General features: G+C 71.4%; 24 protein-coding genes. 20 read left to right on the top strand and 4 right to left on the bottom strand.

Features of this window, described 5'->3' with window-relative positions:
• Positions 1-5 precede the first annotated feature (5 nt).
• The gene (locus tag MFF04_RS00900; RefSeq protein WP_283206335.1) at positions 6-3,095 is read left to right on the top strand and encodes an efflux RND transporter permease subunit; all 3,090 of its coding nucleotides are present in this window, start codon (positions 6-8) and stop codon (positions 3,093-3,095) included.
• On the opposite strand, the gene MFF04_RS00895 is transcribed toward MFF04_RS00900, so the two are convergent.
• Positions 3,028-3,762 (bottom strand): SGNH/GDSL hydrolase family protein, encoded by a 735-nt coding sequence (locus MFF04_RS00895; protein ID WP_238273606.1) that lies wholly within the window; start codon positions 3,760-3,762, stop codon positions 3,028-3,030. The two genes, MFF04_RS00900 and MFF04_RS00895, sit on opposite strands and share 68 nt — an antisense overlap.
• Positions 3,759-4,250: a tRNA (N6-threonylcarbamoyladenosine(37)-N6)-methyltransferase TrmO gene (tsaA, locus tag MFF04_RS00890; RefSeq protein ID WP_238273605.1), complete on the bottom strand. Its 492-nt coding sequence runs from the start codon at positions 4,248-4,250 to the stop codon at positions 3,759-3,761. Before tsaA ends, MFF04_RS00895 begins: the two co-directional genes overlap by 4 nt.
• Positions 4,251-4,447: 197 nt before the next feature.
• Between tsaA and MFF04_RS00885 the strand changes: the two genes are divergently transcribed.
• Both MFF04_RS00885 and MFF04_RS00880 read left to right on the top strand, forming a co-directional pair.
• Positions 4,448-5,662, top strand: a complete 1,215-nt coding sequence (locus MFF04_RS00885) for an HlyD family secretion protein (RefSeq protein WP_238273604.1) — start codon at positions 4,448-4,450, stop codon at positions 5,660-5,662.
• A complete protein-coding gene (locus MFF04_RS00880) occupies positions 5,659-7,254 on the top strand; it encodes a DHA2 family efflux MFS transporter permease subunit (RefSeq protein ID WP_238273603.1) in 1,596 nt (531 codons plus the stop codon). The genes MFF04_RS00885 and MFF04_RS00880 overlap by 4 nt, the downstream gene beginning before the upstream one ends.
• 22 nt (positions 7,255-7,276) lie before the next feature.
• Here MFF04_RS00880 and MFF04_RS00875 read toward each other — a convergent pair whose 3' ends face one another.
• Positions 7,277-8,239, bottom strand: coding sequence for a transglycosylase SLT domain-containing protein (locus MFF04_RS00875; RefSeq protein WP_238273602.1), 963 nt, complete (start codon positions 8,237-8,239; stop codon positions 7,277-7,279).
• A 481-nt stretch (positions 8,240-8,720) separates the two neighbouring features.
• On the opposite strand from MFF04_RS00875, the gene MFF04_RS00870 reads away from it, so the two are divergent.
• The 12 genes from MFF04_RS00870 to MFF04_RS00815 all read left to right on the top strand — a co-directional run bounded on the left by MFF04_RS00870 (position 8,721) and on the right by MFF04_RS00815 (position 21,942).
• Entirely contained in the window at positions 8,721-9,911 is a 1,191-nt protein-coding gene (locus tag MFF04_RS00870) for an inositol-3-phosphate synthase (RefSeq protein WP_238273601.1), read from the top strand.
• On the top strand, positions 9,911-10,834 hold the full coding sequence (locus MFF04_RS00865) for a hypothetical protein (RefSeq protein ID WP_238273600.1): 924 nt from the start codon (positions 9,911-9,913) through the stop codon (positions 10,832-10,834). The genes MFF04_RS00870 and MFF04_RS00865 overlap by 1 nt, the downstream gene beginning before the upstream one ends.
• Positions 10,835-10,887: 53 nt before the next feature.
• On the top strand, positions 10,888-12,072 hold the full coding sequence (locus MFF04_RS00860; RefSeq protein ID WP_238273599.1) for a class I SAM-dependent methyltransferase: 1,185 nt from the start codon (positions 10,888-10,890) through the stop codon (positions 12,070-12,072).
• Positions 12,072-13,109, top strand: coding sequence for a Gfo/Idh/MocA family protein (locus MFF04_RS00855; RefSeq protein WP_373319918.1), 1,038 nt, complete (start codon positions 12,072-12,074; stop codon positions 13,107-13,109). Before MFF04_RS00860 ends, MFF04_RS00855 begins: the two co-directional genes overlap by 1 nt.
• Positions 13,110-13,119: 10 nt before the next feature.
• On the top strand, positions 13,120-14,730 hold the full coding sequence (locus tag MFF04_RS00850) for a YcaO-like family protein (protein WP_238273598.1): 1,611 nt from the start codon (positions 13,120-13,122) through the stop codon (positions 14,728-14,730).
• Positions 14,727-15,605: a sugar phosphate isomerase/epimerase family protein gene (locus tag MFF04_RS00845; RefSeq protein WP_238273597.1), complete on the top strand. Its 879-nt coding sequence runs from the start codon at positions 14,727-14,729 to the stop codon at positions 15,603-15,605. Before MFF04_RS00850 ends, MFF04_RS00845 begins: the two co-directional genes overlap by 4 nt.
• Positions 15,602-16,840 carry a glycosyltransferase family 4 protein gene (locus MFF04_RS00840; protein ID WP_238273596.1) on the top strand — a complete coding sequence of 413 codons (1,239 nt, stop codon included), beginning with the start codon at positions 15,602-15,604 and terminating at the stop codon, positions 16,838-16,840. Before MFF04_RS00845 ends, MFF04_RS00840 begins: the two co-directional genes overlap by 4 nt.
• 3 nt (positions 16,841-16,843) lie before the next feature.
• Positions 16,844-17,590, top strand: a complete 747-nt coding sequence (locus MFF04_RS00835) for a PIG-L deacetylase family protein (RefSeq protein WP_238273595.1) — start codon at positions 16,844-16,846, stop codon at positions 17,588-17,590.
• Positions 17,591-17,598: 8 nt separating this feature from the next.
• Positions 17,599-18,225, top strand: a complete 627-nt coding sequence (locus tag MFF04_RS00830) for a uracil-DNA glycosylase (protein WP_238273594.1) — start codon at positions 17,599-17,601, stop codon at positions 18,223-18,225.
• A gap of 150 nt (positions 18,226-18,375) precedes the next feature.
• Positions 18,376-19,410, top strand: coding sequence for a lysylphosphatidylglycerol synthase domain-containing protein (locus tag MFF04_RS00825; RefSeq protein WP_238273627.1), 1,035 nt, complete (start codon positions 18,376-18,378; stop codon positions 19,408-19,410).
• Between the two features lie 15 nt (positions 19,411-19,425).
• Positions 19,426-20,667: an ATP-binding protein gene (locus tag MFF04_RS00820; protein ID WP_238273593.1), complete on the top strand. Its 1,242-nt coding sequence runs from the start codon at positions 19,426-19,428 to the stop codon at positions 20,665-20,667.
• 96 nt (positions 20,668-20,763) lie between these two features.
• The gene (locus MFF04_RS00815) at positions 20,764-21,942 is read left to right on the top strand and encodes a M20 aminoacylase family protein (protein WP_238273592.1); all 1,179 of its coding nucleotides are present in this window, start codon (positions 20,764-20,766) and stop codon (positions 21,940-21,942) included.
• 3 nt (positions 21,943-21,945) lie between these two features.
• Here MFF04_RS00815 and MFF04_RS00810 read toward each other — a convergent pair whose 3' ends face one another.
• Complete coding sequence (locus MFF04_RS00810) at positions 21,946-23,013, bottom strand: GSCFA domain-containing protein (RefSeq protein WP_238273591.1); 1,068 nt, start codon at positions 23,011-23,013, stop codon at positions 21,946-21,948.
• A gap of 82 nt (positions 23,014-23,095) precedes the next feature.
• Between MFF04_RS00810 and MFF04_RS00805 the strand changes: the two genes are divergently transcribed.
• The 5 genes from MFF04_RS00805 to MFF04_RS00785 all read left to right on the top strand — a co-directional run.
• Positions 23,096-24,112 carry a WcbI family polysaccharide biosynthesis putative acetyltransferase gene (locus MFF04_RS00805; protein WP_373319920.1) on the top strand — a complete coding sequence of 339 codons (1,017 nt, stop codon included), beginning with the start codon at positions 23,096-23,098 and terminating at the stop codon, positions 24,110-24,112.
• Positions 24,113-24,298: 186 nt separating this feature from the next.
• Positions 24,299-24,685: a hypothetical protein gene (locus tag MFF04_RS00800; protein WP_238273589.1), complete on the top strand. Its 387-nt coding sequence runs from the start codon at positions 24,299-24,301 to the stop codon at positions 24,683-24,685.
• 296 nt (positions 24,686-24,981) lie between these two features.
• Positions 24,982-25,482, top strand: coding sequence for a peptidoglycan-associated lipoprotein Pal (pal, locus tag MFF04_RS00795; protein WP_238273588.1), 501 nt, complete (start codon positions 24,982-24,984; stop codon positions 25,480-25,482).
• Positions 25,483-25,562: 80 nt separating this feature from the next.
• Positions 25,563-26,546, top strand: a complete 984-nt coding sequence (ybgF, locus tag MFF04_RS00790; RefSeq protein WP_238273587.1) for a tol-pal system protein YbgF — start codon at positions 25,563-25,565, stop codon at positions 26,544-26,546.
• Positions 26,543-26,785 (top strand): PP-loop family protein (locus MFF04_RS00785; protein WP_283206334.1); only part of this gene is annotated, 243 nt, incomplete at its 3' end. The genes ybgF and MFF04_RS00785, both read left to right, overlap by 4 nt.

Genomic DNA, 26,785 nt, shown 5'->3' with positions numbered 1-26,785 from the left:
GAACCGTGAAGAGCTTCAACCTCTCCGACTGGGCGCTCGGCCACCGCTCCTTCGTGTGGTTCCTGATGGCCGTGTGCCTGGTCGCCGGCACCATCGCCTATCGCGGCCTCGGCCGCGAGGAGGACCCGCCCTTCAACATCAAGACGATGGTCGTCCAGGCGAGCTGGCCCGGCGCCACGATCAAGGACACCGTGGAGCAGGTCACGGACAGGATTGAGAAGGAGCTTCAGCAGCTCAACGCCCTCGACTACGTGCGGAGCTACACGACCCCCGGCCAGACCACGGTGTTCGTGAACCTGCGCGACACCACCAAGCCCAGCGAGATCCAGCCGGCCTTCTACCAGGTGCGCAAGCGCCTCGGCGACATCCAGGGCACCTTCCCGCAGGGGGTGCAGGGACCGTTCTTCAACGACGAGTTCGGCGAGGTCTACGGCAACGTCTACGGCTTCACCGCAGACGGCCTGACCCACCGGCAGCTGCGCGACTACGTCGAGAGCGTGCGCACCGAGATCTTGAAGGTCCCCAACATCGGCAAGACGCAGCTGCTCGGCCCGCAGAAGGAGACGATCAACCTCGACTTCTCGACCCGCAAGCTCGCCGGCTTCGGCATCGACGTGCAGGCGCTGATCAAGACGCTCCAGGCCCAGAACGCGGTGGCCGCCTCCGGCGTGGTCCAGGCCGGCCCGGAGCGGGTCTCGGTGCGCGTCAGCGGCCAGTTCGCCTCCGAGGACAGCCTGCGCGAGATCAACCTGCGCATCAACGACCGCTTCTTCCGCCTCTCGGACGTCGCCGAGATCTCCCGCGGCTACGAGGACCCGCCGGCGGCGCTGTTCCGGGTCGACGGCAAGCCGGCGATCGGGCTCGCGGTCGCCATGCGCCCGAACGCCAACCTCCTGCATTTCGGCGAGGACCTGAAGGCGCGCATGCGCATCGTCGAGGGCAAGCTGCCGATCGGCGTCGGCATCCACCTCATCTCGGATCAGCCCAAGATCGTCGAGGAGGCGGTCGGCGGCTTCACGAAGGCGCTGGTCGAGGCGGTGGTGATCGTGCTCGCGGTGAGCTTCATCAGCCTGGGTTGGCGGGCGGGGCTCGTCGTCTCGATCTCGATCCCCCTCGTGCTGGCGATCGTGTTCGTGGTCATGCAGGTGATGGGCGTGACGCTCCAGCGCATCTCGCTCGGCGCGCTCATCATCGCGCTCGGGCTCCTCGTCGACGACGCGATGATCACCGTCGAGATGATGGTCGCCAGATTGGAGCTCGGCGACAACCTCAAGAAGGCGGCGACCTTCGCCTACACCTCGACCGCCTTTCCCATGCTCACCGGCACCCTGGTGACGGTGGCGGGCTTCCTGCCGATCGGCTTCAACGGCTCCTCGGCCGGCGAGTACACCTACTCGCTGTTCGTGGTCATCGCCGCCTCGCTGCTGGTCTCCTGGATCGTCGCGGTGCTGTTCGCGCCGCTGATCGGCGTGGCGCTGCTGCCCAAGACCATGAAGGGCCACCACGAGAAGCCCGGCCGGCTGACCGGGCTGTTCGTCGCGGTGCTGCGCACCGCCATGCGCTGGCGCTGGACGACGGTTCTCATCTGCATCGGCCTGATGGGGCTCTCGATCGTCGGGATGACCCACGTCCAGCAGCAGTTCTTCCCGTCCTCGGACCGCAACGAGGTCCTCGTCGACATGACGCTGCCGCAGAACGCGACCATCGCCGAGACGCGCCGGCAGATGGACCGCCTCGAGGCCGGCCTGAAGGGCGACCCGGACATCGAGCGCTGGTCGTCCTATGTCGGCCAGGGCGCGGTTCGCTTCTACCTGCCCCTCGACCAGCAGCTCGCCAACGCCTTCTTCGGGCAGGTCGTGATCGTGGCGAAGTCGCTCGAGGCCCGCGACCGGCTGATGGCGCGGCTCGAGGAGCGCGGAAAGCGCGAGTTCGTCGGCATCGACGTGTTCGTGAACCCGCTCTCTCTCGGTCCCCCGGTCGGCCGCCCGATCCAGTACCGCCTGAGCGGGCCCGACCTTCAGGTCGTGCGGGAGCAGGCGCTGACGCTCGCCTCGATCGTCGCCAAGGACAAGCGCGTCGGGGTGCCGACCTTCGACTGGAACGAGCCGGGCAAGGTGCTGCGGGTCGTCGTGAACCAGGACAAGGCCCGCCAGCTCGGCGTGACGAGCGAGGACCTCGCCAGCATCCTCAACAGCGTCGTCGGCGGGACCACGATCACGCAGGTGCGCGACTCGATCTACCTCGTGAACGTGGTCGGCCGGGCGCAGGCCATCGAGCGGCGCTCCCTCGACACGCTCCAGAGCCTTCAGGTGACGCTCTCCAACGGTTCCGTGGTGCCGCTGCTCGCCTTCGCCAACATCGACTACGACTTGGAGCAGCCGATCGTCTGGCGCCGCGACCGGGTGGCGACGGTGACGGTGAAGGCGACGATCCTCGACGCCACGCAGCCGCCGACCATCGTCGCCGCGCTCCAGCCCGAGATCGACGCGTTCACCAAGGCGCTGCCCGAGGGCTACACGCTGGCCACCGGCGGCGCGGTCGAGGAGGCGGCCAAGGGCCAGGGCCCGATCGCCGCCGTGGTGCCGATCATGCTGCTGACCATGGCCGTCTTCCTGATGATCCAGCTCCAGAGCGTGCAGAAGCTGTTCCTGGTGTTCTCGGTGGCGCCGCTCGGCCTGATCGGCGTGGTGCCGGTGCTGCTGATCTTCGACAAGCCGATGGGCTTCGTGGCGATCCTCGGCATCCTCGCCCTCATCGGCATCATCGTGCGCAACGCGGTGATCCTCGTGAGCCAGATCGAGGAGTGCGAGGCGGAGGGGATGGGCCCCTGGGACGCGGTGCTGGAGGCCACGCGCCACCGCATGCGGCCGATCCTGCTGACGGCGGCGGCGGCGAGCCTCGGCATGATCCCGATCGCCCGCGAGGTGTTCTGGGGGCCGATGGCCTACGCGATGATCGGCGGCATCATCGCGGCCACGGGCCTGACCCTGTTCTTCCTGCCCGCCCTCTACGTCGGCTGGTACCGGATCAAGGCCCCGCCGCGGGACGGGACGGCGGCAGGGTCGGGCACAGCGCCGGCTCCAGCGCGCGCATGACCGGCCGGTAGGCGGAAAGGTGCAGCCCGTCGCGCATCGCGCCGGGCTTCGCGAAGCCGGTGTCGCCGTCGCGCAGGGCCTCGAACGGGTCGGCGAAGCGGCAGCCGAGGCGCTCGCACAGCGCCTTCAGCCGGGCCGAGTACCGCCCGACGGCGGCGGGCTCCAGCCAGCGGTCGAGCTCCCGCCCGACCGGGGGCAGCGCCGTGACCACGACCTCGTCCGCCGCCGCCTTGAGCGTCGCGACGATGGCGCCCGCCGCCTTCTCGAAACGGGCGCTCGCGTCGGCCGAGAGGGGGTCGTTCTTGCGCAGGAGATCGTTGGTGCCGATCGTCAGCACCGCCGCGCGCGGCCGCACGGGAAAGCGCAGGCTCCGCAGGAGGTCGGCGTAGACCGCGGCGGTCGCACCGCTGACGCCGCCGTTGACGATCTCCCGTCCGCAAGGGCGCTCGGAGGGCGACTGCAGCTCGGCCTGCGAGTCGCCGGCCAGGAACACGTACTCGGCCGGCGCCGCGTCGAGATGGACCTGCACGGCGATCAGCCGGTTCTGCGCGTAGAGGCGCGCATCGAGCTTCGCGGTGTGCAGGCTCCAGCCGAGGGCACCGCCGGCCCCCGCCAGGGCGAGCCCGGCCGCGCCTAGGAGGAGCGCCCGCCGCACGGCAGCCCTCACGACCGATCTCCCAGGCCGGAGCGGTCGACCGTGGCGTCGGGCCGCGCATCCGTCGAGGCGTAGTAGGGCTTGATGTCTAGGAGCGGCGTGCCGTCGAGGCAGTCGAGCCCGCGCACGGCGAGCGTCTCCGGGCCGGCCTCGATCAGTTCGACCACGGAGAGCGCGATGGGGTTCGGCCGGGCCGGCGAGCGCAGGGAGAAGGTCCCCCGCGGCCCGTCGGCGTGGCGGGGACGCTGGATGACGAGGCCGCGCTCGGCCCGGTCCATCCAGTAGAGCAGGATCAGGTGGCTGGCGCCGCGCACGTGGCTCAGCGCCGGACGGTAGGGCGGGTCGACCTCGACGGTGCAGACCGCGTCGCTCTGCAAGCCGTTCTTCGGGCACTCCGGCCGTGTCGCCCAGGGCGTGCGGAGGCGGCCGATGAAGTGCAGGCCGGCGTCGAAGCGCTCCGGCAGCGCCACGCTCACCTCGCCCTCTCGGATCTCGCCCATCCGTGCCCCGTCCCTGCCGCTGCGCCGGCCGGGGGTTTGGGACGATCGGCGCCGGACCGCAAGGCGCACGCAGATCGGTCCTTCGCGCACGGACGTGCGAGGACGGGGAACATTCCGGACGGGTCCCGTTTATCGCTCCGAGGCGGCTCTACCACGCGACCCTTTCGGTGCGGGGCGCAACCCGGACCCGACGATCCATGCTCGACAACACCACGAAGCCGCCCCGCGCCGATGCCTCCGGCGCCGGGACGGCACCGGACGACCGCACCGCAGCCGAAGCGCGCGAGACCGGACGCAAGCCGGGAGAGGCCGCGCCGGAGGAGAACGAGCGGACGCAGCCGTCCGGCACCGAAGGCGGTGAGAGCGACGCGGACGAGAGCCGTCCGAACGTCCTGCGGCGCCACCCGGTCTGGTTCGCCCTCGGCGCGCTGGCGCTCGTCGCACTCGCGGTCGCCGGCTACTTCTACTGGCTGACGGCGCTCCATCCCTACGAGACAACGGACGACGCCTTCGTGGACGCGCGCTCCTTCAGCGTCGCCCCGAAGGTCTCCGGCTACGTAGTCGAGGTGCCGGTGACGGACAACCAGCACGTCGAGGCCGGGCAGATCCTGTTCCGGATCGACCGGCGCGACTACGAGGTGGCACTGCGCCAAGCCGACGCGCAGGTCCAGTCCGCGCAGGCCTCGATCCAGAACGTCGACGCGCAGATCGAGGGCCAGCGGGCCCAGGTCGACGTGGCGAAGGCGCAGGTCACGCAGACGAAGGCCTCCCTCGATTTCGCCCAGCAGGACGCCGCCCGCTACCAAGAGCTCGCCAAGCGAGGCGCCGGCACCGTCCAGCAGTCGCAGCAATCGACCTCGAATCTGGAGCAGCAGCAGGCTTCGCTTCAGCGCGCTCAGGCGAGCGTGATCGCCGCGCAGAAGCAGATCGGCTCCCTGGAGGCGCAGAAGGCCAGCGCCGAGGCGAGCCTCGCCACCGCGCAGGCGCAGAAGGCGCAGGCCGAATTGAACCTCGGCTACACCGATGTGACCGCCGCCCAGCCCGGCCGCGTCGTGCGCCTGAGCGGGGCCAAGGGCCAGTACGCCCAGGCCGGGCAGAGCCTGTCGATGTTCGTGCCCGACGACGTCTGGGTGACGGCGAACTACAAGGAGACGCAGATCACCGACATGCGCCCCGGGCAGGCCGTGGACGTGGAGATCGATGCCTATCCGGGCCGCAAGATCAGCGGCCGCGTCGCCTCGGTGCAGCCCGGCTCCGGCACCGCCTTCAGCCTGCTGCCGGCCCAGAACGCCACGGGCAACTTCGTGAAGGTCGTCCAGCGCGTGCCCGTGAAGATCGTCGTCGAGCGATGGCCCGACGACGTGGCGATCGGGCCCGGCCTGTCCGTCGTCCCCTCGGTCCGGGTGCGATGAGCGCCAAGGCCGGGGCACTGCCCCGGGCACCCGGCGGCCACAGCCCCTGGGCGGTCGCCCTCGTCGTGGCGCTGGCGACCTTCATGGAGGTGCTCGACACCACGATCGCCAATGTCGCCCTGCGCTACATCTCCGGCGGTCTGGCCGTCGGCCCCGACGAGGCGGCCTGGGTTGTGACGAGCTACCTCGTCGCCAACGCCATCGTGCTCACGGCCTCGAGCTTCCTCGCCAAGCGCTACGGGCGCAAGGCGTTCTTCATGTGGAGCGTGGCACTCTTCACCCTCTCCTCGGTGCTGTGCGGCTTCGCCTGGAACCTCGAGTCGCTGCTGCTCTTCCGGGTGATGCAGGGGCTCGGCGGCGGCGGCATGGCCCCGCTCGCCCAGTCGATCCTCGCCGACTCCTTCCCGCCGCAGAAGCGCGGGCAGGCCTTCGCCCTCTACGGCCTCGCCATCGTCGTGGCGCCGGTGATCGGGCCGACCTTGGGCGGCTGGCTCTCCGACAACCTCTCCTGGCACTGGTGCTTCCTGATCAACGGGCCCGTCGGGCTGATCTCGCTGGGGCTGATGCACTGGCTGCTTCAGGATTCCGACGAGGCGGTGAAGGAGCGGCGCTCTCTCCGCGCGCGCGGCGTGCGCTTCGACATCGTCGGCTTCGTGCTGGTCGCGACCTTCCTCGGCTCGCTCGAGGTCATCCTCGACGAGGGCCAGCGCAAGGACTGGTTCGGCTCGAACCTGATCGTCGTGTTCGCGAGCCTCTGCGCGGTGTCCTTCCTGCTGATGATCCCCTGGGAGCTGAACCACCGGAACCCGGTCGTCGACCTGAAGCTCCTGTTCAAGCGCCAGTTCGGCGCCTGCTTCCTGGTGATGATGGCCACCGGCGCGATCCTGATCGCGACGACGCAGTTCATCCCGCAGATCACGCAGGAATACTACGGCTACACCGCCACCCTCTCCGGGCTGCTGCTCGCCCCCGGAGGGCTCGTCACGGTGGCGATGATGCTCGTCGTCGGGCAGATCTCCGGCAAGGTGCAGCCGAAGTACCTCATCGCCATCGGCGCCACGATCGTGGCGCTCGCCATGTACCGGCTGACCTGGATCTACGGCGACACCACCTTCTCGTTCTTCGCCTGGGTGCGGGTCTATATCGGCATCGGCCTGCCGCTGATCTTCATCTCGATCACGTCCGCCTCCTACGAGGGCATCGACAAGTCGCAGACGGATCAGGCCTCGGCCCTGATCAACGTGGCCCGCAACGTCGGCGGCTCGCTCGGCGTGTCGCTCGCCCAGAACGTGCTCGCCTACCGCCAGCAGTTCCACCAGACCCGGCTCGTCGAGGGCACGATCCCCTCGAACCCGGCCTATCAGGACACCCTGGCCAGGGCGACGCAGTACTTCTCGACCTACGGCGACAAGGGCGTCGACGCGCAGGGTCAGGCCATCGCCTGGATCGGGCAGGAGGTCGCCCGGCAGGTGGCGTTCTGGGCCTATATCGACGTGTTCCTCGTCCTCGCCATCGTCTCGGCGAGCGCCGTGCCGCTGGCGATGACCCTGAGCAAGGTGAAGCTCGGCGGCGGCGCCCCGGCCGGACATTGAGCCCGGCCGGCAGCGGAGGCGGTCAGGGCGTTCCTGCCTCGGCCAGCACGACGCGGGAGGGGGCCTCCTGCACCAGCGCGGCGACGCCCTCGTAGCGGCTGATGCGGCGGTCGATCATGCCGTCGAGGCGCTCGTGAAGCTCGGCGACGGTCAGGCCCCGGCCATGGCCCTTGCCGCCCCGCTTCTGCGCCCCGCCCGACACGAACAGGCTGCGGTTGGCCCGGGCGGCGTTGCGGAAGACCTTCTGCGCCACCTCGTCCGGCTTGTCGGAGGAGAGGGTGAAGAAGCGCCCGGCGCTGGCGGTGCCGAGGAAATGCGCGACGTACAGCTCCGAGGTGCGCAGGGCGCGGCCGATCCGGCTCTCGACTCGCGAGCGGTCGCGCTTGGCGAGTTCCGCCGCCATCAGCGCGGCGACGTAGGGGTCCTTGCGCAGGCCGAGCACGCGGGCCCGTGCGGCCGGGTTGGCGATGGTGAGCGCACCCCCGCGTCCGCTGACCGAGGCCGCCTCCGCCGCGAGCCCGTGGCGCGCGCCGAAGTCGCGGATCATCTCCAGCCAGGTCGCGGTCACGAACTGGAACAGCCCCTCGGCGGAGGAGGCGGGATTGCGCGCCTCGACGTCGAAGCGCGATTCCTTGTCGGCGAGCGCCATCATGTAGGCCGGGTCGACCCCGGTCTCGGCCGAGGCCCGCACGATCGGCGCGACGACGGCGCGGGGCACGCGGGCCTCACCAAACTGCACGACGCCGTCGTTGCTGCCCGCCGGACGCGGCAGGGCGGAGAGCGTATCGGCGATGAGGGCGCTCGTCGCCGGCTGCTCCTCCATCAGCGGCACCCCGTGCCAGGCCGCGACCCGCTCCGTCATGCTGCCGCCGCCCGTCGCGGAGGCGCTCAGCGCGCTCTCGTCGAGGCGGTCATGCGCCACGGCCGGCGCCTGAAGCGCGCCGTCGCGCTGTCCCGAGATCAGCAGAAGCCCGCCGGCGGCCACGGCCGCGACGACAAGGCGCGCCGCACCGCGACATTTCGCGCTGGAGAAAGAATTCCTTGATGGTTCCGTCGCGGACCGGTCTGACCCGCCTGTCGTATCGAAGGTCTCGCAAGGCGCAAGACAACACACGTCGTCGGCGCGATGCGCCGGCTCCGGATGAACCCCCATTCTTCTTGCCTTTCGTGCCGCGACTTCATGGTGCGCGGCTTCGATCGAGAGGCGGGTGTTTCATAACCGGCTGTGTCCATAATGGGACGATGCCGTGATCCAAGCATGACACTTCTGCGAATGCCCCGAAGACCGCTTCCGGGGCGCTCTTCCGGCGTCGTTCGGCTGCGGTTCAGGCGTGCCGGACCAGAAAGGTGCGGCCCTCGGCCTTGGAACGAAGCCCGGGTGCCTCAGTTAGCTATGGCCGTCGCGGGCGGCCTCGCTGTCATCGGCGCTCCGCGGTCCCAGGCCTTTTCAAGGAAAACCCTTCCCCATGAGCATGCAGACCGGTCGCCGCGTCGGCGTTGCGTTCGTTGGCATGGGCGGCGCCGTCGCCACCACCGCCATCGCCGGCATCGAGATGATCAAGTCCGGGTCGAACCGGCTGGACGGTCTGCCCCTCGCGGGCGTCCCCGTCGCCGGCATGGCCGACTACAAGGACCTCGTCTTCGGCGGCTGGGACCTCAACGGCGACGACCTCGCCTCCGCGGCCGCCGGCCACGGCGTGCTGACCAAGCAGGACATCGAGAACGGCGCCCAGGTGCTCAAGGGGCTGACCCCCTGGCCGGCGGTCGGCAGCGCCAAGTTCTGCAAGAACATCGACGGCGGCAACCGCATCGTCGCCAAGGACCACCGCGAGGCGGTCTCGGTCATCGCCAACGACCTGCGCCGCTTCCAGAAGGAGAGCAACCTGGACGAGGTCGTGGTTGTGAACCTCGCCTCCACCGAGCGCTGGCCCGACCTTTCCGACCCGACCCTGAACTCGACGGCCGCCTTCGAGAAGGGCCTCGATTCCAGCGACGAGTCGATCTCTCCGGCGATGCTCTACGCCTACGCGGCGATCAAGAGCGGCATTCCCTACGCGAACTTCACGCCGAGCGTCGCCGCCGACGTGCCGGCCCTGCTGGAGCTCGCCCGCGAGCTGAACGTCCCGGTGGCCGGCAAGGACGGCAAGACCGGCCAGACCATGATGAAGACCGTGCTCGCCCCGGCGCTGAAGGCCCGCGCCCTCCATGTCGACGGCTGGTTCTCGACGAACATCCTCGGCAACCGCGACGGCCTTGCCCTGAACGACCCGTCCTCGCTCCAGTCGAAGCTCAACACCAAGGGCACGGTGCTCGACTCGATCCTCGGCTACCCGGTCGAGGACCATCTCGTGCACATTCACTATTACCGCCCCCGCGGCGACGACAAGGAAGCCTGGGACAACATCGACGTCACCGGCTTCATGGGCCAGCGGATGCAGATCAAGGTCAACTTCCTCTGCAAGGACTCCATCCTCGCCGCGCCCCTCGTCATCGAGATCGCCCGCGTCCTGGACCTCGCCAAGAAGCGCGGCGACGGCGGCGTGCAGGAGCAGCTCTCGACCTTCTTCAAGGCGCCGATGGTCAAGAACGGCCACGGCCCCGAGCACGCCTTCGGCAAGCAGGAGAAGATGCTCCTCGACTGGCTCGGCGTGAACTGATGCTCAGCCAGGCCGCGGCCAGCGCACCGGCCGCCCCGCTCGCCCTGCGCGAGCTTCTGGTGGAGGCGGGCGACCTCAAGCGCGTCCGCTCCGCCGGCCGCTTCGGCTCCATCGCCGAGCGGCTCTTCGCCCGAGGCTGGGCGCATCTCACCGGCGGCGTGCCGCCGGAGGAGGTCGCCCTGGAGATCACGGCGACGGCGCTCGCCGCGACGCGCCTCTGCGACCTCGACGAGGCTTTCCTCAGCGCCGCCGGCCTCACCGACGAGCAGGTGACGGGCGTGCTCGTCGCCGGCTTCGACGCGGTGACGGAGCCCGTCGATCCGGCGCTCCGCGAGCGGCTGCGCGAACGCCTCCGCAACCGCCGCGAGATGGCCGAGGGGCGAGTGCCCGCCTTCGTCGCCGCGCTCGCCGAGCAGCCGCGGGCCGGCGTGACCTGCCCGGGCAAGCCCCGGATCCTGTTCGAGCCGCCGGAGAACCACGCCGAGCACTGCCTCGTCGTGGCCGTCTACGGCGTGGTGCTGAGCCCGTTCTACCGGGCCGATCCCGGCACCGTCTTCCTCGCCGCGATGGCGCACCACTTCCACAACGCCGCCATGCCGGATGCCGGCTTCACCGGCGAGATGCTTCTCGGCGACCTGCTCGGGCCGGTAATGCGCGAGACGACGGAGTGGGCGCTGGACGAGCTGGAGCCCGAGCTTCGCGGGGAGGTCGAGCGTGCCCGCGCCGTCCTGCCGGACGATGCCACCGCCGAGGGCCGCGCCTTCCACGCCGCCGATGCCATCGACCGGGTGCTCCAGATCGCGCAGCACCTGCGCGGCGCCTCGACCACCATGGGCCAGGTGCTGGACGACATGGAGCTCGTCCATGCCGGGCCGGTGAAGGACTTTCACGACCGCGTGCTGCGGGATATGCGCATTCCCTGAAACCGCATCGCGAGACTGGAGACGGGCCCGCACAAGCGCGGGCAGCCTGCCGGATGATTCCCTTCGAGCTGCTCTCGCCCGAGACCGGGCACCCGCTGCGCCCCGACACGCCGCACTCCCTCGCGGATGCGTCGAACGGGGCCCGTTGGCCGGTCGTCGACGGCATCCCCTACCTGCGCACCAACCGGATCGAGCTGATCGAGGGCGTGCTCGCGCGCCTCGACTCGGGCGATGCCGACGAGGCGCTGGCGCTGCTGCTCGCCGACCAGGACGACTGGTGGAACGGGCCGCCGGCCGATCCCGACGACCTCCTGCGCCTCGTGCGCGAGCGCGACACCGCCACCCTGCGGGACGCGGTGCGGCTCCTCGGCTGGGGACGGGTCGGCGACTACTTCCTGCACCGCTGGAGCGACCCGACCTTCCTCGCCGGCCTCGCGCTTCTCGAGGCCCACTGGAACGAGCCGCGCTGCGTCTTCGAGTTTGCCTGCGGCATCGGCCACTACCTGCGCGAGCTGAGGCGGCGGGGCTGCAAGGTCGCCGGGGCCGACGTGGTCTTCGCCAAGCTCTGGGTGGCGAGGCACTGGGTGACGGGCAGGGAGGCGCAGCTCGTCTGCTTCGACGCCGGCTCGCCCCACTGGCCGATCCCCGGCGCGCCGGCCGATCTCGTGATCTGCAACGACGCCTTCTACTTCCTCGACGACAAGGCCGGCGTGCTCGAATGCCTGCGCCAGAACGCGGGCGACGACGGCTGGCTCGCGGTCAGCCACATCCACAACAGCGATCGGCCGGGCTTCTCCGCCGGCCGCGCGGTGTCGGCGGATGAGATCGACGAGCTGTTTCCCGACGGCTTCGTCTACGACGACGACGAGCTGACCGGCGCCCTGGTCGAGGCCCGCGCCCCGGCGCCCCGGAAGGCAGGCGACCTCAGGGACGCGGAGGCCTTCTCGGTGGTGGCGGGTCCGGGCATGCGGCCGGCGCCGCGCTCGGTGGTCGACGGCCTGACCCTGCCGCGCGAGGGCACGCTGCTCAGCCTCAACCCGCTCTACCGGCGCGATCGTACCGGCATGTTCCGGATCGTGTGGCCGTCCGAGCGCTACGAGGCGGAGTACGCCGTCCGCGTGACCTATCCCCTGCGGTCCCCCGGCCCCGAGAGGCTCGACTGGATCGGCCCGTCGGATGCCGAGGCGGTCACCCGCGTGCGGACCCGCGAGTTCGTCGACCTGCCGGAGCGCTGGTGATGCGGGAGACCGTGTCCGACGCGGTCGGCTGGGGCATCGTCGGCTACGGCTGGGTCGCCCGCGACTACATGGCGCCGGGCATCCGCGCCGCCGGGCACCGGCTCGTCGCGGTGAGCGACCCGAGCGCGGACTCCCGCGCCGCCGCCGAGCGCGAGGGCGCCCGTGCCTACGCCGGCATCGCCGGGCTCATCGCCGATGCCGAGGTGGAGGCGGTCTACGTCGCGAGCCCCAACCATCTCCACCGGGAGGCGGTCGAGGCGCTGGCGGCGGCGGGCAAGCCGATCCTCTGCGAGAAGCCGATGGCCGCCTTCCTCTCGGACGCCGAGGCCATGGCCGAGGCCGTGCGGGCGAGCGGCGTCTTCTACGGCACCGCCTTCGACCAGCGCCATCACCCGGCCCACCGGGCAATCCGCGCCGCGATCGCGGCGGGCCGGCTCGGCACGGTGACGGCGGTGCGCATCGTCTACGCCTGCTGGCTCGGCCGCGACTGGACCTCCTGCCCCGGCCAGACGAACTGGCGCATCGACGGCGCCCAGGCCGGCGGCGGCGCCCTCATCGACCTCGCCCCTCACGGCATCGACCTCGTCGATTATCTACTCGGCGAATCGATCTCGGACATCTTCGCGCTCACGCAATCCCGCGCCCAGGACTATGCCGTGGACGACGGCGCCCTGCTGATCGGCCGCACGCCGTCGGGCGTGCTCGCCAACCTCCACGTCGCCTACAACACGCCCGACGCGCTGCCGCGCCGCCGGCTGGAGGTGGTGGGCACGGCGGGCCAGCTCGTGGCGCTGAACACCATGGGCCAGACCGCCGGCGGCCACTTGGCGTTCACGAACGGTTCGGACGGCGCGTCGGAGGATGTGCCCTTCGATCGGCAAGCCTCGCCCTTCACCGAGCAGGTGCGCGCCTTCGGCTCGGCGCTCCGCCGGCCGGCGGAGCGGGACGCCTACTCCATCGAGCGCGATCTCCACACCGCGCGGCTCGTCTGCGAGGCCTACGAGAGCGAGCGCGGCGGCGGCGGACCGTTCTCATGACGGAGACCCCATGACCGAACAGGACCAGGACGGCCGAGCCCGCAGCGACGCGGCGCGGATGCCCCGTCCCTACCGGTTCCGCGCGCCCCGCCGCATCGAGGGCCTGCCGGAGCGCCTGCCGGATGCCGTGCGCGCCTATCTCGACGTGCTGCCGGAGGGCCGCGTCGTCGGCTTCAACCTGGCTCCCCTCGATCGCACCGGCATCCCGGTCTGGTTCGTCTCGCTGTTCCTCGACGACCCGTTCTACGTCGGCGCGATGCCGAGCGGCATCGGCTACGGCGCCACCGACGACGAGGCGCTGATCGGCGCGGTCGCCGAGATCGCCGAGAACCTGATGCCAACCGTCGCGCTCATGAAGCGCAAGCGGGTGGAGCGCCGCTCGTACGACGAGCTCGTGCGCGTCCACGGCGCCCGCTTCGTCGCCGATCCGCTGACGCTCTGCCTGCCGGCGGGCTCCCCCGTCGGCCGCGACACGCCCCTCGACTGGACCGAGACGAAACGCCTCGGCACCGGCGAGACAGTGCTGATGCCCCTCGACGTCGCCGCGACGGATTACTTCGAGCTGCGCGAGGGTTACAGGCCGTTCACGAACCTGATTACGAACGGCCTCGGCGCCGGACCGGACGTGTCCTTCGCCCTGGGTCACGGCGTGCTCGAGATCCTGCAGCGCGACGGCAACGGCCTTCTCTTCCGCGCCCTCGACCAGGGCGTGATGCTCGACTTCTCGAAAGGCGAGGGCTTCGAGGGGCTTGGCCCCGAGACCTCGTCCATGCTGGCGAGGCTGGACGCGCTCGGCATCCGGGCGTTGCCGAAATTCGCCACCGACCAGTTCGGGCTCACCAACGTCTACGTGGTCGGCTACGACCGCAACCCCGCCGACACGCCGGCTCCGATCGCGCTGTCCGCCTGCGGCGAGGCCTGCGACCCGGACCGGGAGCGGGCGCTGCGCAAGGCGCTCCTCGAGTTCCAGGCCGCCCGCGTCCGCAAGGCCTTCGGCCACGGGCCGCTCGCCTTCGCCGAGCGGGTGACGCCGCCGGGCTACGTGCGGAGCTTCATCGAGAAGGCGCTGCCGAGCCTCGATCTCGAAGAGAGCCGGGCGCTGAAGGCGATGCTCGAATGGATCGTGCTGCCGCCCGAGGACCTGCGCGGCATCCTCAGCGACACGGTCTATTCCGAGCGCTCCACCAAGCGGTTCGCGGAACTTCCGACGACGCACGCTGAAGATGGGCACGCCCGCGGCCGCATCGCCTGCGAGCGCTTGGGCGCGGCCGGCTTCGACATGCTCTACGTCGACGCCTCGCCCCAGGATGGCGGGGTCGGCATCGTCAAGGCGATCGTCCCCGGCCTCGAGGTCGAGACCATGAGCTACTACCGGATCGGTGAGCGCAACACCCGCAAGCTTCTGGAGCGCGACCACCCGCTGATCCGCTTCGGGCAGGCCACCGACACCCTGCTGCCGGTGCGGCTGACGCCGGAGGCGATCGAGCGCTTCGACGGCCGCCAGCCCCTGTTCGACACCGCTCTGGCGGAAGAGATCGTCGGCAGCCACTATCCGCTCTACCGGGAGCCGGAATCGCACCACGCGCCGTTCCGGCTGGAGCAGAGGGGACAGGCGGCGTGACTCTTCGCTTCGCCTACAACACCAACGGCGCGGCCAACCACCGCCTGGACGACGCCTTGGATCTCATCGCCGGCGCCGGCTACGACGGCGTGGCGCTGACGCTCGACATCCACCACCTCGACCCCTTCGCCGAGGACTGGGCGCGGGAGGCCGAGCGCGTGGCGAGCCGCCTGGAGCGGCTCGGGCTCGGCTCGGTCATCGAGACCGGCGCCCGCTTCCTCCTCGACCCGACCGCCAAGCACGAGCCCACCCTTGTGACGCCCGACGCCGCCGGCCGGGCGCGCCGGGTCGGCTTCCTCAAGCGCGCCGTCGAGATCGGCGCGATCCTGAAATCCGAGGCGGTGTCCTTCTGGGCTGGCGTGCCCCGCGAGGGCGTCGACCGCGACGAGGCGCGGGGCTGGCTGGTCGAAGGGCTCGCCGAGGTCGCGGCCTACGCCGAGGCGCGGGGCGTCCTGCCCTGCCTGGAGCCCGAGCCGGGCATGCTCATCGAGACGCTGGACGACTTCGCCGCCCTCGACGTTCCGGGATTGAGGCTCGCGCTCGACACAGGCCACTGCCTCGTCACCGGCGAGCGCGAGCCCGCCGCGGCGGTGGCCGAGTTCGCCGACCGGATCGGCACGGTCGCCATCGAGGACATGGCGCGGGGCGTCCACGTCCATCTGCCCTTCGGCGAGGGCGACATGGACGTGCCGGGCGTGCTCGCGGCGCTGGAAGGGATCGGCTTCGAGCGGCTGATCTGCGTCGAGCTGTCCCGCGAGAGCCACCGGGCCGACCGGATGATCCCGCAATCCCTCGACTACCTGCGCGAGTGCCGCCGGGCCGGCCCCGGCCTGCCGCAGGCCGATACCGAGATCCGCGAGACCGTGACGCGATGAGGGTCTGCTTCGTCAGCCGCCGCTACTTCCCGGCGATCTCCGGCATGAGCGTCTACGCGCAGAACCTGCTGCGCGAGCTGGCCGAGGCCGGGCACGACGTGACCATGATCAGCCAGTACCGGGGCGACTCCTTCGGGACCCGCGTCTACGGCGGCGGCCCGCCGCCTGCCGTGCCCGGCGTCAAGGTGATCGGCCTGGAGCAGATCGGCGAGCAGACGGGCGGCGACTTCGAACGCGACATCGGGACGATGGTCGCCACCATCGAGGCCGAGCACACCAAGAAGCCCTTCGACATCCTGCACGCGCAGTACGGCTACCCGACCGGCTGGGCGGTGCTGCTGGCCTCGCGCAGGCTCGGTGTGCCGAACGTCGTCTCGATCCAGGGCGGCGACGGACACTGGGTCGGCTCCTGCTGCGAGACCCACCGCGTCGCCATGTGCGAGGTGCTGGCCCATGCCAACGCCCTGCTGATCGGCGGGAAATCCTTCGTGGCGGAGGTCTGCGGGCGCCTTGGTTCGGACCCCGCCCGCTTCACCATCGTGCCCGGCGCCGTCGATACCGCCCGCTTCGCGCAAGGGACGGGCGACGGCCTGCCGAAGCCCCATCCCGGCCCGGTGCGCCTGTTCTACCACGGCCGCGTCGACCGCAGGAAAGGCGTCCTCGACTTCATCGACGCCCTGGCGCTGATGCGCGAGCACGGCACACCCTTCTCCGCAGTGATCTCCGGCATCGGGCCGGACGTGGAGCCCGCGAAGGAGCGCGCCGCCGAGCTCGGCTTCTCTGAGGGTGCCCTGCGCTTCACAGGCTACGCCGAGTACGAAACCGTCCCCGACCTCTACCGGCAGGCGGACGTGTTCGTCTCGCCGACCTACGCGGAGGGGTTCTCCAACACGATCCTCGAGGCCATGGCGGCCGGTCTCGCGGTGGTCTCGACCCACTCGGTCGGCGTCTCGGACTGCCTGCGCGACGGCGAGAACGGGCTCCTGGTCGATCCCGACGACGTGCCGGCGCTCGCCGCCGCCCTGACTCGCGCGGTCGAGGACGAGACGCTCCGCCGCCGGATCGCCGCGGACGGGCTCGCCGAATGCCGGCGGGTCTATTCCTGGCGCACGGTCGGCCGGCAGATCATGGACGTCTACGCGCAGATCGCAGGAGAGCGGCCGGCGACGGACTTCTCCCCCGATCTTCCCCACGATCCCACCTGCCGCTTCCGGGCCGAGCCGCATCTGCTCTAGGCCATGCCGACCGCGCTCGCCCTCTCTCCGCATCTCGACGACGCCGCCTTTTCCTGTGGCGGCACCCTGGCGACGCTCGCCGCGAAGGGCTGGCGGGTTGTCATGGCGACGGTCTTCACCGCGACCGTGCCGGACCCGCAAGGCTTCGCGCTCGCCTGCCAGCTCGACAAGGGGCTGCCGGCGAGCGCCGACTACATGGCACTGCGCCGGGCCGAGGATCACGAGGCCGCGCACCTCCTCGGCGTCGAGGTTCGGCACTTGCCGTTCCGCGAGGCGCCGCACCGGGGCTACGGCTCGGCGCCGGAGCTGTTCGGCGCAATCCACGCCGGGGACGACATCGCCGGCGCGCTCCGCGATGCCCTCCACGATCTGGTCGCGGAGACGGCGCCCGACCTGATCCTGGCGCCCCAGGCCATCGGCGGCCATGTCGACCATGTCCAGATGGTCCTGAGCCTGCGCGAGGCCGTCCACGACGTCCCGGTGCTGTGGTGGCGGGACTTTCCCTACACCGTCCGCGATGCCGCCCCGAAGCAGCCCCTGCGCGACCTCTTCGAGTCCCTGCCGACCCGCCAGGTGACCCTCGACGGCGCCGCCGAGGCCGCCAAGGCCGCCGCCTGCGGGGCCTACGCGACCCAGATCGGCTTCCAGTTCGGCGGCGCCGAGGGCCTCGCCCGCCGCCTCGCGGAGGAGGGCGGGGTCGAGCGCTTCAAGGCCGAGGGCGTGCTGCCCGCCGGCCTCGCCCTGCCATAGGCAACCGCTTGGCGGCCGAGCCGGAGACGCCGAAGAGCCTCGCCGGCCCCTCCGCCGTCGCCGCCCGGCACGGGCTGCTCGACGCGCCGCATGTCCGGCCGCTGCGCATCCTGGCGCGGCGTATCGCCGAGGAGCGCGCCGCGCCGGTGCCGGATCCCGATCCCCTCGACGGCGGCGTCGGGGCGCGGATGCTCCTCCTGCTGGAGACGCCCGGCCCCTCGATCGGCCGCACCGGCCTCGTCTCGCGGGACAACCCGACCGGCACGGCCGCGAATCTGTTCCGCTTCCTCCGCGAGGCCGGCATCGCGCGGGCCGATACCCTGATCTGGAACGCGGTGCCCTGGGTGATCCACGCGGAGGGCGCCCTCAACCGCGCGCCGCGCGCCGCCGAGCAGCGTCGGGGCCTCGTCCATCTCGAACCGCTGCTCGCCCTGCTGCCGAGCCTCCGCGTCGCGGTGCTCTCCGGGCGGGTCGCCGGGCTGGCGCGGGGCGAGATCGAGCGGCTGCGGCCGGACCTCGCGGTGATCGCCGTCCCGCATCCGAGCCCGACCTATGTCTGCACCTCGCCGTCGGTGCCCGAGCGCATCCGGGCGGGCCTCGCGGAGGCCGCCGCGCGCCTCGGTGCGGACCGATAGGCGGTGGGCGGGGGCGGGGCCGCCCTGGTCTTCGGCGCCGGGAGGGCCTACATCCCGCGCCGGAGCGGGCCGCGGTCCGACGACAACCGGGGCTCGCGCCCGCCGCTCACGCGGCCCGCGGCCGCACCGGCGGAGGCGGACGCCGAGAGCATGAACTTCGCGGGGCAGGACAAGCGGTCGCTCGAAGCGGCCGAGCCGCACGAGGCGGCCCCCGAGGCCAGGAGGCTGATCCGTCCGAGCCGCTACGCCTGGATCGGCACCGCCGCCAGCATCGTCATCTTCGCGGTCTCGATCGGCGTGCTCTGGAAGCTGTCGCAGACGGTGACCTGGGCCGAGCTGCACGAGGCCTTCACCGCCGCGAGCGGGAAGCAGATCGGCATCGCGCTGCTGTTCGTGACCGTGAGCTACCTGTTCCTCACCGGCTACGACGCCCTGGCGCTGCGCCAGCTCAAGATCAAGGTCCCGTACCGGACCACCGCGCTCGCCTCGTTCACGAGCTACGCGGTGAGCTTCACCCTCGGCTTCCCGCTGCTGACGGCGGGCACGATCCGCTACTGGATCTACTCGCGCAAGGGCCTGTCGGCCGCCAAGATCGCCGCGCTCACCGTCATCGCCGGCTTCACCTTCTGGCTCGGCATGGGCGTGGTGCTGGGTCTGAGCCTGATCATCGAGGCGGGGCAGCTCGCCGCGCTCACCTTCACCTCGATCCGCCTCAACCAGGGTGTCGGCTTCGCGGCCCTGCTCGCCGTCGTCGGCTATCTCGGCTGGGTGTCGCTGAAGCGGCGCAGCGTGAAGATCAAGCACTGGCGGCTGGAGCTGCCGGGCGCCTCGGTCTCCTTCGGGCAGATGCTCGTCGGCATCGGCGACGTCTGCGCCGCGGCGGCGGTGCTCTACGTGCTGCTGCCTTCCGGGCTCACCATCGGCTTCACCACCTTCCTCGCCATCTACGTGCTCGCGGCCATGCTCGGCATCGCCTCGAACGCGCCGGGCGGGCTCGGCGTCTTCGAGGCGACGATCCTGCTCGCCCTGTCGAGCCTGCCGCGGGACCAAGTGCTCGGCTCGCTGCTGCTGTTCCGGGTCTGCTACTATCTCGGGCCGTTCCTGCTGGCGCTCGCCATGCTCGGCGCCTACGAGATCGCCAAGCGCGCCCGCGACCAGCGGGAAGGCCGACAGGACGAGAGCTGAGGGAGCGCGCCGGCCGTGCCGACCTCACCGCGCCAGCGGGCGCTGATCGGCGCCGCCGCCGCGAGCCTCGTGCTCGTCCCCGTTGCGCTCGGGTCCGGCGCTTCGACCGGCGCGATGCTCGCCGCGCTCCCTGTATCGCTCCTTGCCGCGGCGCTCCTCGGCGGCCGCCGGGTCGTGGCGGATTCTCCGGCGCCGCAGCCGGGCGAGCCGGACCGGCCCGCCATCGCCGAGGCCCTGCTCGGCACGATCCCCGATCCGGTCATCCTCGTGGACCGGCGCGCCGTGGTGATCGAGGCGAACACCGCCGCCCGCGCCCTGCTGCCGAACCTGAAGCTGCGCCACCCGCTCGCCTTCGCCCTGCGCGATCCCGACGTGCTCGACGGCATCGAGACCGTGCTGCACTCCGGCGAGACCCAGCGGGTGCCCTACGAGACGAGGGGCCCGGCCGAGCGCGCCTTCGAGGCGCTGATCGGCGCGCTGCCGATGCCCGACCCCCGCGCCGGCGGGCAGCCGAACGTGGTGCTGTTCCTGCGCGACCTCACCTCCGCCCGGCGGCTCGAGACGATGCGGGTCGATTTCGTCGCCAATGCCAGCCACGAGCTGCGCACGCCGCTTGCCTCGCTCCTCGGCTTCATCGAGACGCTCCAGGGGCCCGCCCGCAACGATCCGGCGGCCCGCGAACGTTTCCTTGAGATCATGCGGACGCAGGCGCAGCGGATGACGCGCCTCATCGACGACCTGCTCTCCCTCTCCCGGATCGAGCTGCGCGAGCACGTCGCGCCGACCGAGACCGTCGACCTCGCCGGCATCACCCGGCAGATGGTGGACGCTCAGGCCCCCCTTGCGCAGGAGCAGGGCGTCGCGATCACCCTGAAGGCCGAGGAGGCGCCGTTTCCGGTTCTCGGCGACCGGGACGAGCTGTTGCGGGTCGTCGAGAATCTCGTCGAGAACGGCGTGAAGTACGGCGGCCGCACGGTCCGCCTGTCCCTCGCGCGCCGGTCCGATCCGACCCGCGGCAGTGTCGTCGATCTGACCGTGAGAGACGACGGCCCCGGCATCGCGCCCGAGCACCTGCCGCGCCTCACGGAGCGATTCTACCGGGTGGATGCCGCCTCCAGCCGGCGGAAGGGCGGGACCGGCCTCGGCCTCGCCATCGTCAAGCACAGCCTCAACCGGCATCGCGGGCGCATCGCCTTCGAGAGCGAGGTCGGCGCCGGCACGACCGTGACCGTGACCCTGCCGGAGGCGATGCCGTGACCGCGGGCTTCAAGCGCGGCCGTTGACCGCCACTCTGGCCTCCTGTTTGCTCCCGAGGCGTTCCCGCCCCTCGCCCCATTCGAAGCCCGTAAGCCCGTGACCCACCCCGTTCTCGACCGGATCGACGCCTTCGCCCCGGAGATCGCCGCCTGGCGGCACGACCTGCACGCCCATCCGGAGCTGCTCTTCGACGTCCATCGCACCGCCGCCTTCGTGGCCGACCGCCTTCGCGAGTTCGGCTGCGACGAGATCGCGACGGGCATCGGCCGCACGGGGGTCGTCGGCGTGATCCGCGGGCGGGGCGGCGCCTCGAACCGGGCGATCGGCCTGCGCGCCGACATGGACGCCCTGCCCATCGAGGAGGCGCGCCACCCCCCGTACCGCTCGACCGTGCCGGGCAAGATGCACGCCTGCGGGCATGACGGGCACACCGCCATGCTGCTCGGCGCCGCCAGGTACCTCGCCGGCACCCGCGACTTCGACGGCAACGCCGTGCTGATCTTCCAGCCGGCGGAGGAGGGCGGGGGCGGGGGCGACGCCATGGTCCGCGACGGGATGATGGAGCGCTTCGGCATCGACGCCGTCTACGGGATGCACAACATGCCCGGCCTGCCCGTCGGCCGCTTCGCGATCCGGCCGGGCCCGATCATGGCCTCGACGGACCGCTTCACGATCACCATCGAGGGCCGGGGCGGCCACGCCGCGCTGCCGCAGCACGCCGTCGATGCTGTGCTCGTCGCCAGCCACGTCGTCGTCGCCCTGCAATCGATCGTGGCGCGCAACGTCGATCCGCTGCAATCGGCCGTGGTCTCGGTCTGCGCCGTGGAGGCGGGGGAGGCGTTCAACGTCCTCCCCGCGAGCGCCACCCTGAAAGGGACCCTGCGCGCCCTCTCGCCGAAGGTGCGCGAGACCGTGAAGGCGCGCATCACCGCCCTCGTCGCGGGCGTGGCCGAAGGGTTCGGCGCCACGGGCCGGGTCGCGTTCGGCGGCGGCTATCCCGTCACCGAGAACCACCCGGCCGAGGCCGCCTTCATGGCCGAGGTCGCGGCCTCCCTGGTCGGCGAGGAGGGCGTCGACCGCGACCCGGCGCCGATGATGGTCGCCGAGGACTTCTCCTACATGCTCGCCGCGCGGCCGGGCGCCTACATCTTCATGGGCAACGGCGACAGCGCCGGCCTGCACCACCCGGAATACGATTTCTGCGACGCCGCCGCCCCCTACGGCGCCGCGCTCTGGGCAGGGCTCGTGGAGGCGGCGCTGCCGATCCGGCCTTGAGACCTACGCCACGCTGCGCTCGATCTGCTCCTCGTCGCAGATGACGCCGGCCGTGTCCTCGAACTCGGCCGAGATGTCGGCGGCCGCCCGTGCGGGGGCCGGAGCCATCCGGTCCGGCGCGAAGGTGGCGAGGAAGGAGCGCATCACGTGGCGCACGCCGGCGTCGTTGATGGTGCGCTGGTCCTCGTTGTAGTAGCGGCCGGCGTTCACGTTGCTCGTGACGATATCGTAGGCGGGGAAGTAGACGAGCCGCGGGTCGCCGCAGTCGCAGACCTCTCCGGCCGCCACCCTGAGCACCGATTTCGAGTAGCTGTTCGACACCATCACGTGCCGGTTCATGTAGGTGGCGATCATCGGCACCGGCGAGACCGTGAAGATGACCCGCGCCGCCGGGTTCACGCTCCAGAGCCGGTCGAGGAAGCCGCGGAGATCCCCGATCAGCTCGGCGGCGCCCGCGTTCACGCACTCGTAGAGGGCCGGGTCGAAGGTGCCGCCGGCGACGCCCGGCGCCAGCGGCAGCGCCGCCCCGTCGCCCCGCCAGCGCCAGCCCTCGGTGAGGCCCAGCGTCAGCACGAACACGTCGAGGGTCTCGAAGAGGTGGCGGACCTCGGCGAGATGCGCGTCGCGGGCGGCCACGACCTCGGCCTCGCTGGCGAAGCCGTCGGGCTCGACGGTCGGCCGGAACGGGTCGACGAAGCGCCCGTCCTCCCTTTCCCAGGCCTTCAGCTCCGGCTCGAAGCGTCCGTAGGCGCGGTCGAAGAGCTGCACGAACTGGCGCGTGTAGTAGAGGTTGCCGTAACGGGCCGAGAAGGTGCCGAACTGGCGCTCGCTGGCCTCCGCGGCATTCGTGCCCTCGGGCGCCGTCTCGGTGACGTAGTAGTTGAACCCCGCCTCCCGCAGCGCCTCGGCGACGCGCTGGGCGAAGCAGGAGCCGCCGGTCGCGACCTTGTCGGCGAGCCCGATGGCGAAGGGCGCGGCCGGGCGCGGGTCCACGGCGAAGGGCGGCACGTTGGTCACGACCTTGCGCCAGAAACGCTCGGCCGGTAGATCGCTGTAGGGGTTCGACGCCATATCCGTTTCCCGTCACTCCCGGCCTTCGCGACCTTTTCGAGACCGCGCACCTGAGCCCGCACGATACGTGAGCCTACAGGATCTGCCACGGCGCGCCCGCGCGGCCCTCTCGTTCTCCGCGCCATCCTGGGCGACACCGTGGCGCGCACGCCCCGGCGAAGACCCCTCCCGCAAGGGACCGAGGATCGCGGTGATCGGCAACTGCCAGGCCCGCGGCGTCGCCCAGGCGATGCGCCTCCTGGTGCCGGAAAGCCCGGTCCGCTTCATCCAGATGGCGTATCTGAAGCGCGAGCACGGCCATCTCGACGGGCTGGCGCACACGCTTTCCGGCTACGACCACGTCTTTTCGCAGCTCTTCCCGTCGGGACTGATCCCGGGCGGCGACATCGCTGCCCTCCGGGAGCGCGAGCCGCGCCTGAAGCTGTTCCCGACCATCGTGTTCCCGGCCTTCCACCCGGACATGGTCTATGTCGGCGACCTCGCCGACCTCGCCACCCAGCGGCTCGTACCCTCGCCGATGGGCCAGTACCATTCCGCCATCGCGCTGGCCGCCTTCCGGACCGGGCTGAGCGTCGACGAGGCGGTCCGCCTGTTCCGATCGGACGTCTACGCGCGGCTCGGCTATCTCGACAGCTGGGACGCCTGCATGCGCGAGCTGCTCGCCGCCGCCACGGCCGTGCAGTTCGGGCTGGAGCGCGAGGCGGTGCGCTGGGCCCGGCGCGGCAACTTCATGCACGTCATCAACCACCCGCGGGCCTTCGTGATCGGCGACATCGCCCGGCGCCTGCTTACCGAGAGCGGATTGTCGCCGCAGCACGTGTCGGTCGAGGAGTATCTCGGCGACGAGCTCGCCCGCGACGTGATCTGGCCGGTCTATCCGCCGGTGGCCGAGATCTACGGGCTTGAGGGCTCCTACCTGTTCAAGGCGAAGCCGAAGAGCGGCGCCTTCCCGCGCCTCCACGACCTGCCCGGCTTCGTCGGCGAGAGCTTCGCGATCTATGCCGCCCGCCGACCGGAGGAGCTCGGCTGCGCCCGGGTAGAGGGCTGGCTGGCCGACCCGGAGATCGCCGGCCTGTTCTCGGCGGCGCGGCAAAGCTAGCCGCCCCGCCGCGTTCGCATGATCGCGCGAGACTCTCGCGAGCCTCGTCATCTGCTTAGACGACGAGAACCGCCGGCCAAGTGCCGGGTTTTGCGGACCTATTGAAGTCCAGCCAAGCTAAAGCTAAGGAGAACTCCTAATCCACCTCGGCTTTTCGGCCGCCGTGATTCTGTTGAGGGGCCACCGGTGCCCGGCACAATCGAAAGCTGCATCAACAAGATTGTGCGCGATGCTTCGCTCACCCCGCATGCCGGCGTGGTCGACCGCGACGCGCTTCGCGAGATCGAGGGTCTCGTCGGCCGCGCCCGCGTCGACGCCCTGCTCGGCGCCCTTCACAACGAGATCCGCGGCCGGCTGCTCGCGGACGGGCTCGAGTCCGAGCCATTCTGCAAGGCGGCGCATGGCCTCGTCTACGCCAGCGCGACGCTCGGCTTCTCGGCCCTGTCCCGCGCCTGCATCGCGGTCGAGGCTGCCTACCGCACCGGCACCGAGTTCGAGACGCGTCGCCGGGAGGCGCGAGAGGCCGCCGAGAGCGCGCTCGCGGCGCTGCTCGACCTGCGGCAGGCCGCCTGAGCGGGTGTGATCCCTCCGCCACAGGGGAGCACCGAGACGGATTCGTCATCTCCGCGCCAAGGCTTGGCCGTATTCCGGGCGTCTGGAGCGGGTGACGTCAGCGCGGGAGACCGGATGTCCGAGGCGATGTGCGCCGGGACACCTGCCGGAACCCGCGACGCGTCTCGTCAAGGTTGACGGAACCTTCGCTTAACCGAGCCGGCCTAGACAGGGCCGAACGAATTCAAGCGGTTCGCCTTCGAAGACCCGTGGAAGATCCATGTCGGCCTTCGGCACCGCCCGAGGAGACTGAGACCATGTCCACCACCGGATGGCGCCGCTCGCTTTCCCTTGCCGCGGTGATCTGCGCGACCCTCGGGGTCGCCGCCTGCTCCAACGACAAGGACCTCGCCGACGCCTCCGCCTTCGGGGCGGGCGCCGCGACGCCGGGCAGCGCCCAGGACTTCGTCGTCAACGTCGGCGATCGCGTCTTCTTCGAGTCCGACTCGACGGACCTGACGCCGACCGCCACCGCCACCCTCGACAAGCAGGCCTCCTGGCTGCAGCGCTACCCGCGCTACACCTTCATCATCGAGGGCCATGCCGACGAGCGCGGCACCCGCGAGTACAACTTCTCCCTCGGCGCCCGCCGCGCCCAGGCCGTGACCGACTACCTCACCTCCCGCGGCATCGCGTCCGGCCGGATGCGGACCGTCTCCTACGGCAAGGAGCGGCCGGTGGCGGTCTGCAACGACATCTCCTGCTGGTCGCAGAACCGCCGGGCCGTCACCGTCCTCGACCGCGGCGCCGGCTCCTGATCGGGCGGGCTCCGCCGTAGTTTTGCCGCGGCCGGGCGCATCTGCTATCGGCCGCCGCAGTCCAGCCCGGTCCCGACGCCATGCTCCACCGCCTTCTCCTCGCGACCTGCCTCGCCCTGCCGCTCGCCGCTCCGGCGGGCGCCCAGGACGCCTCGGAATTCGTGGTGCGCCTCGGCCGGCTGGAGAACCAGTCGCGGATGATGGCTGGGCAGATCGAGACGCTCCAGTACGAGAACCGTCAGCTCAAGGAGCAGCTGCGCAAGTTCCAGGAGGACGTCGAGTACCGCTTCCAGGAGGGTAAGGGCGGCGCCAAGCCCGCGCCGGCCTCCGGAGGGCCGGTCAACGGCGGCAACCCGGGCGCAGCCAAGCCGCAGAAGCGCGGCGACGCCTTCGACCCGGAGGTCAATCCCGGACGCCCCGGCGCCCCCCAGCAGCTCGGCACGACGACCCCGACCCGGCCGCTGGCCGGCGAGCGCAGCGAGACGCCCGCCGCGATGCCGCCCCGGCCGCTGCCCCGCGCCGCGATCGAGGACGGCGCCGAGGAGGCCGAGGGCGAGCTGCCGCCCCCCGGCACCGGCGCGCCGATCGACCTGACGCCGCCGGCCCGCACCGGCGCCATCCCGGCCGAGCGGCCTCCGGAGCGCCCCTCGGCGAGCGTCGCAGCCACCGGCACCGGCGATGCGCGCAGCGACTACGAGGCGGCCTACGCCTTCATCCGCCAGCGCCAGTACGAGCAGGCGGAGATGAGCCTGCGCCAGTTCATCCAGTCGCACCCCCGCGACGGCAACGTTCCGGCCGCGACCTACTGGCTCGGCGAGAGCTACCTCCAGCGCAACCGCAACCGCGAGGCGGCGGAGCAGTTCCTGAAGGTCTCGACCGACTACGCCCGCTCCGCCCAGGCGCCGGAGGCGATGCTGAAGCTCGGGACCTCGCTCGCGGCGCTCGGCGCCCGCGAGCAGGCCTGCGCGACCCTGGCCGAGCTCGAGCGCAAGTTCCCCTCCGCCGGCCCCGGCGTCCGCCAGGGCGTCGCCCGCGAGCAGAAGCGCGCCCGCTGCGCCGCCTGACGCGACCCTCGGAGGGCGAGGGCGGCGATCCCGTCCTCGACGCCCTCGCGCCCTGGCTCGACGGACGGACCGCGAGCCCTGTGCTCCTCGCCGTCTCCGGCGGCCCCGATTCCACGGCGCTGATGCATGCTGCTGCGCGACTCGCGCCGGCCGGCTCGATCCATGTGGCAACCGTCGACCACCGCCTTCGTCCGGGCTCGGCCGCGGAGGCCGAAGCCGTCGCGGCGAAGGCGGCGCGG

This window comes from Methylobacterium jeotgali (genome assembly GCF_022179345.1).
GTDB classification, from domain to species: domain Bacteria; phylum Pseudomonadota; class Alphaproteobacteria; order Rhizobiales; family Beijerinckiaceae; genus Methylobacterium; species Methylobacterium jeotgali.
The sequence above is the reverse complement of the archived record's forward strand: the minus strand, read 5'-3'. Positions and strand labels throughout refer to the sequence as shown.

Coding starts and splice junctions, on each gene's coding strand:
- MFF04_RS00825 (WP_238273627.1), top strand. CDS start 18,376: ATGAACTTCGCGGGGCAGGACAAGCGGTCGCTCGAAGCGGCCGAGCCG.
- MFF04_RS00850 (WP_238273598.1), top strand. CDS start 13,120: ATGACCGAACAGGACCAGGACGGCCGAGCCCGCAGCGACGCGGCGCGG.
- MFF04_RS00870 (WP_238273601.1), top strand. CDS start 8,721: ATGAGCATGCAGACCGGTCGCCGCGTCGGCGTTGCGTTCGTTGGCATG.
- MFF04_RS00855 (WP_373319918.1), top strand. CDS start 12,072: ATGCGGGAGACCGTGTCCGACGCGGTCGGCTGGGGCATCGTCGGCTAC.
- MFF04_RS00880 (WP_238273603.1), top strand. CDS start 5,659: ATGAGCGCCAAGGCCGGGGCACTGCCCCGGGCACCCGGCGGCCACAGC.
- pal (WP_238273588.1), top strand. CDS start 24,982: ATGTCCACCACCGGATGGCGCCGCTCGCTTTCCCTTGCCGCGGTGATC.
- MFF04_RS00860 (WP_238273599.1), top strand. CDS start 10,888: ATGATTCCCTTCGAGCTGCTCTCGCCCGAGACCGGGCACCCGCTGCGC.
- MFF04_RS00865 (WP_238273600.1), top strand. CDS start 9,911: ATGCTCAGCCAGGCCGCGGCCAGCGCACCGGCCGCCCCGCTCGCCCTG.
- MFF04_RS00840 (WP_238273596.1), top strand. CDS start 15,602: ATGAGGGTCTGCTTCGTCAGCCGCCGCTACTTCCCGGCGATCTCCGGC.
- MFF04_RS00835 (WP_238273595.1), top strand. CDS start 16,844: ATGCCGACCGCGCTCGCCCTCTCTCCGCATCTCGACGACGCCGCCTTT.
- MFF04_RS00885 (WP_238273604.1), top strand. CDS start 4,448: ATGCTCGACAACACCACGAAGCCGCCCCGCGCCGATGCCTCCGGCGCC.
- ybgF (WP_238273587.1), top strand. CDS start 25,563: ATGCTCCACCGCCTTCTCCTCGCGACCTGCCTCGCCCTGCCGCTCGCC.
- tsaA (WP_238273605.1), bottom strand. CDS start 4,250: ATGGGCGAGATCCGAGAGGGCGAGGTGAGCGTGGCGCTGCCGGAGCGC.
- MFF04_RS00810 (WP_238273591.1), bottom strand. CDS start 23,013: ATGGCGTCGAACCCCTACAGCGATCTACCGGCCGAGCGTTTCTGGCGC.